This window comes from Streptococcus parasanguinis, from assembly GCF_001069785.1.
Lineage (GTDB): Bacteria > Bacillota > Bacilli > Lactobacillales > Streptococcaceae > Streptococcus > Streptococcus parasanguinis_T.
The window spans coordinates 1-5,410 of record NZ_JVSR01000032.1 but is presented as its reverse complement, the minus strand read 5'-3'; the positions used below and the strand labels follow the sequence as shown (position 1 = coordinate 5,410).

Here is a 5,410-nt window from a genome sequence, read left to right as displayed (position 1 = left end):
AATCCAGTGTCCGCAAGGACGTGCCGGTTCGACCCCGGCCGCCGGTATAGTTTAAAAGACAAGGTTTTCGGACCTTGTCTTTTTTTCTTTGTTGTTTGTCGAGTTACCAATTTTTTCCATTTTAAAATAAATCATCAAGTTTATTAGCCAATGTTTTCTGTTTGCTAGGGTACAAATGGGAATAAGTATCAATTGTTGTCGTAATAGATGCGTGTCCTAATCTTTCTTTAACAACAAGATAATCTTCCCCTTGATTTATAAGTAATGATGCATGAGAGTGTCTTAAATCATGAATTCTTATTCTCTTTAAATCTTTATCCCTTTCTAGTATTTGCTTAAACTTCTTATCAATCATATTTTTTGTAATAGTTATTGGTGTACTCTGTATTATTTGTAGTCCGTCAATATTTTTGGTAAATTCCTTAAGTTTTTCTTTTTGTTTTTCTTTCCAATCTTTTAGCATTTCCGTTAATTTCTGATTGATTGTAATATTTCTAGTTCCTGATCGTGTTTTTGTTGTATTAATGTAGCTTGTATTATTTACAAAGTATACCGTTTTGGTAACGAAAATTGTATTTGTTAAAAGATTTATATCATTCCAGTTCAATGCGAGTATTTCTCCCATTCTCATCCCAGTAAAGAAAGCAATTACGAAAAACAGGTCATAGCTTGTTTCATCATCTTGAATAAGTTCTCTAAATCTCGTGAATTCTTCTATACTCCAAAATTTGATATTAGGCTTCCTAATTGGTAATTTTCTCAGATTCTCAACAGGATTTTTATCAATAAGGGATTTTCTTATACCAGTGTCAAAAATTTTTTTAAGTAGAATTAGAACTTTATTAATTGTATTATAACTTAAAGTTTCATTTTCATTTTGTTTTTTAGGTTTTGTTTTTAGGTATTCACGAAATTCGAATATATGGTCATACGTTAATTTATTTAAATTTGTATTTTTAAAATATGGTTTAATATGACGCTCATAATTGTTTCTTTGTGTACTTGTATAGCTTATTTTTCTGCCATTTTTCAAATCGTCTTCTTCAAGCAACTGGAATAACATATCTGTTGTTACTACAAAGTCAAATTGTTTTTCTTTTAATTCTACAACTCGAATATGTTGTTCTAGTTCTAGTGCTTCCTTTTTAGATTTTAATCCTTTTCGAATGATACGTATTCTTTTTTGTGTGACTGGGTGGAAACCATTAGAAACATCAACAGTCCATTTACCATTTTTAGTTTTACGAATAGTCATTCATTATGCTTCTTTCTGGAGTTCAATTCCTAGTAGTTCTTCAGCGACACTGGCTGGAATTGTACCAATCCGTTTGTTATCGTAGATATTAAAACCACGATTCACTAATAGTAATTTGCCAGTATGGATAATCTTTCTTGCAGTTCCTGGAGCAAATCCAAGTTCGATAAGGTCATCTTTTGTTACTGTTTTAATCATGTGATCTCCTTTTCTAATTAGATTAAGTAAGGGGAGGATTAACTCCCCTTGTCTAATACTTATTTTTGTTTTACATCTACTAAATGGATAGCATCCGCCTTGTAATACATTGTCGAACTAATCATAGTAGCTTGTAAATTGTCAAATGTTACTGGTACTTCATCCATTGCTTGGATATAGTCATTATCAACTAATGCTTCTGGATTGTCTACAGAGACTTGGGTTGATTTCTTTTTGAATTGTCCATCCTTGATTGTTACATTGTATTTCCAACCAATGATTTTATCGGTATTAAAACGTCTTTCGCTACCATCTCGGTTTTTGATAATTTCTCCGTTTGCATCTGCTCGGACTTCCGTTTCAAATTTTGGAATGACTTCATCCAATTCAAATTTTGTTCCAATGTTATTGAAATTCCAGTCATTTTGTGAGAGCATTTTTGCCATATTTAATTTCTCCTTTTGATATTTTCTTTGATTGTAGGGATTAAATCTTCTCTTTTAAAGAGAATTGCCCTTTCTATTAATCCACTTGCTAAATCTGGTGGATATTCCATATTGTTGAGTGCGAGATAGTTAGATTTCTCATACTCATGCAGTAAGTTGTTGTCGTATAGAAATTTATACGCTTTTAGAATAGCTCCAGAACCTTTATAGGTAAACCATTCTAATTTTTGTTCTAGTTCTGTCTTTGGTTTTGAAATAATGATAGAGACAGGTTTTGAGTGACCTAAAAACTTTTCCCAAGATCTCAAAGGTTTTGAGAAGTGACTATCACTATAGAACCTCACTTTTTCTTTGAGGTATCCCTTGGTAAAGTTAAGAAGATCTATTTCTGAATGCAACCATTCTTGAATGAAGTAGTGAGCTTTTGCTTTCCTAAGTTCTAACTCAGTTCTTATCCAATTTTCTATATACCGCTTGCTGATCCCGAGCTTTTCAGCTTGTTCTAAGCGCTTATCGTAAATTCTAAGTCTTTCATCATCATTGGGTTTTCTTAAATATAAGGTTTGACCGATCGTTTCATCTCCGTAGGTATTGTAGTAGGTGCTTTTTCCATATAGAAAGCGTTTCTTCTGACAAATCTTTAGAAGTTGATTAGGAGTGAAATAGGGTGTTTCATTAAAATCATCTATTGCAATATCAATTCGTCTTACTGAAAAATGAATGTAATTGTAGTAGAGGTTGTTCAGAAACTGTCTTTCGGAGAGACTATTTGGATCTAATACCATATCTCTATAGAACTCTAGTGCCTGTCCTGACATGACAAGCATGTAGGACGACTCTTTCGATCCATAGTAGATACGGATATTCCCATAATGAAGCTGGCTATCATAGTTATAGTATTTAAGGCTCCCCTTATTCTCAATAAATAGGTCAAAGTCAAGAAATAGGATATCTTCGATTATTTCTTTTGGCGAAAATTCAGTCTTATCAAACTGAATTTGAATCCAGTCAAATACAGAACGTAAATGCTCATTTTTTGCCATAGATTTTGATTCAACTTTTTGCCTAATTTTGCCACCCTTAAAATCTCCAAAACCCTTGGTAATACTGAATTTTTTCGATGGTACACCTAACTTGCAGAGGGTGGTGTTACTACACACCCTATCGGTCAAAAATGGTCCGTCCGCATCTACGCTCATTTTCGGCTTTCTGCCTCATGGCTCAGCCGAAAACTCGCTATTAGCCGAACCTATTTTTTGACCTCTTGTTAACAAACCCTAGTAAGCCGGTTTGCATCGACTCTTCAATATCTTGGATTTTCTTTTTTAGGTTGGAATTCTCAATTTTTATCAGTCGCATTTCTCGCTTAAATTCCTGTTTTAAGGCGCTCAGTTCATCGTAGAGCTCATCTATTACTTGGTTTAGGGATTCATGTTCATTGTCTGCTAGACTCCCAAATACGGCTTGTATAGCCTCTTTTAGACCTATTTCAAGTTTTAGTTTAGCTAACTTTTGAAATTGTCTAAGGTCTTCGTCTGTAAAATCATAGGCAACTGTATAACTTAATTGATGAGTTCTGGGATTTCTACTGATAGGAACTTTAATTTTCTTAAATTCCTTGCCACTTATCTCTTTAATCAGTTGAATCCAATTTTTAAGAGTAGAGGTAGAGTTTAGGCCAGAAATTTGATTGACTAACTCTTTATTGGTCATCTTTTTGTGAAACCTCCGAAATTTTCTTGTGCAACTGAAGAGTTTTCTGTGGTATAATTGTTACATAATATGTTTTGATCTTGGAACGAACGGCACATTTGTTTCAAGATTTTTTATTTTGTCGAATCCTACCTCCTTTATTAAAATTTTTTAAATCGACTACTAGTTACATACGCTTTTACCTCCTTTTATGCTATAATATTCTCAATGGAATATTCAATCTCAAAATAAATATTCCTTATGGAATAATTCTATTTTATACCGTTTAGAATATTTTGTCAAGCTAAAATATACGAATAAGAATATCTATAGGAGAATTATGTATACAGAGGATTATAAATTTTCAGAGAGGTTAAAAACTCTCAGAAAATCAAAAAAGTTAACTCAAGTACAAATATCGGAATTAATTGGAGTTCAACAAGGGACATATTCTCGGTGGGAGAATGGAACGTTAGAACCAGGATTAGAATTCGTTGTGAAATTAGCAAATATCTTTGGGACTACTACAGATTATTTGCTGGGACAAAAACCTTATTCAATTATCAGTAGTTTACCTCTAGAACAATTAGATCTTACCAATATTGCAAACTTTTCAAAGGATGAGTTTGATATTTTGAAACATTCAATAGCAGTTTCGGTGGCAAGAAATAAAATAAAGGCAACAGAACTAAAAGATAGAGTTATAGAAAAAAATCAGTTGTCAGAAAAAGATGCAGAACTTTTGAATAAGATTTTTGAAGAAGTTAAAACTTATTGGGAAAATTAGGAGGACGCTAGTCTTCAAAATTCCCTCCCAAAATGTGTCCAAAATATTGACAGAATTCTAGCTTTTCATTATAGTTCTTATGGAACTTTTTTTCTACAACAAAATAGGCTCCATAATATCCATAGGGGATTTACCCACTACAAATAGTATAGAGCCGGTTTTATTAATGTCCTGCATTTCCTAATAAGTTAACCATGACAACACCAATGATAATCAAAATTAAACCGATAATGCTATAAACATTTAGTGTTTCTTTGAAAATCATTACTGCGATAGAGGCTGTCAAAACTAAACCGACAGCTGACCATGTTGCATAAGCTATTCCTAAAGGAATTTTTTGCATTGCTAGTGAGAGGAAATAGAAACAAACGCCATAGCTAAGTAGGGCAGAAACGGTTGGAATAGGCTTTGTAAAACCGTCTGATAATTTCAAAAGGTTAGTTCCCAATATCTCTCCTACAATGGCGATAAAAAGATAAAAGTATGACATGTCTTTAACCTCCTATATGTCATGTTTTTGCTCTAAGAGCTATTATAGCTATCCGTTTTTTATAAATCTTGGCACAAGTCATGAGAATTTGTAGTAAAACTGTGGCAGACACTTTTTCAGAACCAATAGCTGATAAGTTTAGTATATCATAAGATAAATTTAAAAAAAAAAGTTTTGTTAGAAAATGAATTATCAAATTCTTGGGCTAAAGAGTTATTTTTGTTAAAATAATAAAAAACACTTACCCTAATTAAAGGAGAAAATAAAATGATTACATTAACTGTTAATCGTACAAGTGTCTTGAATACCTCTGGATGAATATAACCTGTTGGGACATATCGTCTATTCTCTGATGATGCTCTTAGAACGATAAGGTATGGAGTGTTACCAAAAAGTTACTAAAATTTGAAAAATGAGTCTATTTTGCAAGATTCAAAAGGCTTAAAACCCTATTAAATCAGGGTTGTAAGATTTAAATAATGGAGTTATGGAACTCAAAATCCAGTGTCCGCAAGGACGTGCCGGTTCGACCCCGGCCGCCG

General features: G+C 32.8%; 7 protein-coding genes. 1 reads left to right on the top strand and 6 read right to left on the bottom strand.

Features of this window, described 5'->3' with window-relative positions:
* Positions 1 to 121: 121 nt before the first annotated feature.
* From ADG03_RS02345 to ADG03_RS02325, 5 genes are read right to left on the bottom strand one after another with little or no spacing between them, the layout of a single operon-like run.
* A complete protein-coding gene (locus ADG03_RS02345; protein ID WP_023027531.1) occupies positions 122 to 1,255 on the bottom strand; it encodes a tyrosine-type recombinase/integrase in 1,134 nt (377 codons plus the stop codon).
* A 3-nt stretch (positions 1,256 to 1,258) separates the two neighbouring features.
* On the bottom strand, positions 1,259 to 1,453 hold the full coding sequence (locus tag ADG03_RS02340; protein WP_000598356.1) for a DUF3173 domain-containing protein: 195 nt from the start codon (positions 1,451 to 1,453) through the stop codon (positions 1,259 to 1,261).
* 59 nt (positions 1,454 to 1,512) lie between these two features.
* Complete coding sequence (locus ADG03_RS02335; RefSeq protein WP_006595173.1) at positions 1,513 to 1,899, bottom strand: hypothetical protein; 387 nt, start codon at positions 1,897 to 1,899, stop codon at positions 1,513 to 1,515.
* A gap of 2 nt (positions 1,900 to 1,901) precedes the next feature.
* The gene (locus ADG03_RS02330; RefSeq protein WP_004182182.1) at positions 1,902 to 3,098 is read right to left on the bottom strand and encodes a replication initiation factor domain-containing protein; all 1,197 of its coding nucleotides are present in this window, start codon (positions 3,096 to 3,098) and stop codon (positions 1,902 to 1,904) included.
* Between the two features lie 40 nt (positions 3,099 to 3,138).
* Complete coding sequence (locus ADG03_RS02325) at positions 3,139 to 3,612, bottom strand: hypothetical protein (protein ID WP_000182279.1); 474 nt, start codon at positions 3,610 to 3,612, stop codon at positions 3,139 to 3,141.
* A 319-nt stretch (positions 3,613 to 3,931) separates the two neighbouring features.
* Here ADG03_RS02325 and ADG03_RS02320 point away from each other — a divergent pair, with 319 nt between their 5' ends.
* Positions 3,932 to 4,378, top strand: a complete 447-nt coding sequence (locus ADG03_RS02320; RefSeq protein ID WP_000287814.1) for a helix-turn-helix transcriptional regulator — start codon at positions 3,932 to 3,934, stop codon at positions 4,376 to 4,378.
* A 163-nt stretch (positions 4,379 to 4,541) separates the two neighbouring features.
* On the opposite strand, the gene ADG03_RS02315 is transcribed toward ADG03_RS02320, so the two are convergent.
* Positions 4,542 to 4,868, bottom strand: a complete 327-nt coding sequence (locus ADG03_RS02315) for a DMT family transporter (protein ID WP_009732038.1) — start codon at positions 4,866 to 4,868, stop codon at positions 4,542 to 4,544.
* Positions 4,869 to 5,410: the final 542 nt, after the last annotated feature.

Coding starts and splice junctions, on each gene's coding strand:
- ADG03_RS02320 (WP_000287814.1), top strand. CDS start 3,932: ATGTATACAGAGGATTATAAATTTTCAGAGAGGTTAAAAACTCTCAGA.
- ADG03_RS02340 (WP_000598356.1), bottom strand. CDS start 1,453: ATGATTAAAACAGTAACAAAAGATGACCTTATCGAACTTGGATTTGCT.
- ADG03_RS02325 (WP_000182279.1), bottom strand. CDS start 3,612: ATGACCAATAAAGAGTTAGTCAATCAAATTTCTGGCCTAAACTCTACC.
- ADG03_RS02330 (WP_004182182.1), bottom strand. CDS start 3,098: ATGAGCGTAGATGCGGACGGACCATTTTTGACCGATAGGGTGTGTAGT.
- ADG03_RS02335 (WP_006595173.1), bottom strand. CDS start 1,899: ATGGCAAAAATGCTCTCACAAAATGACTGGAATTTCAATAACATTGGA.
- ADG03_RS02315 (WP_009732038.1), bottom strand. CDS start 4,868: ATGTCATACTTTTATCTTTTTATCGCCATTGTAGGAGAGATATTGGGA.
- ADG03_RS02345 (WP_023027531.1), bottom strand. CDS start 1,255: ATGACTATTCGTAAAACTAAAAATGGTAAATGGACTGTTGATGTTTCT.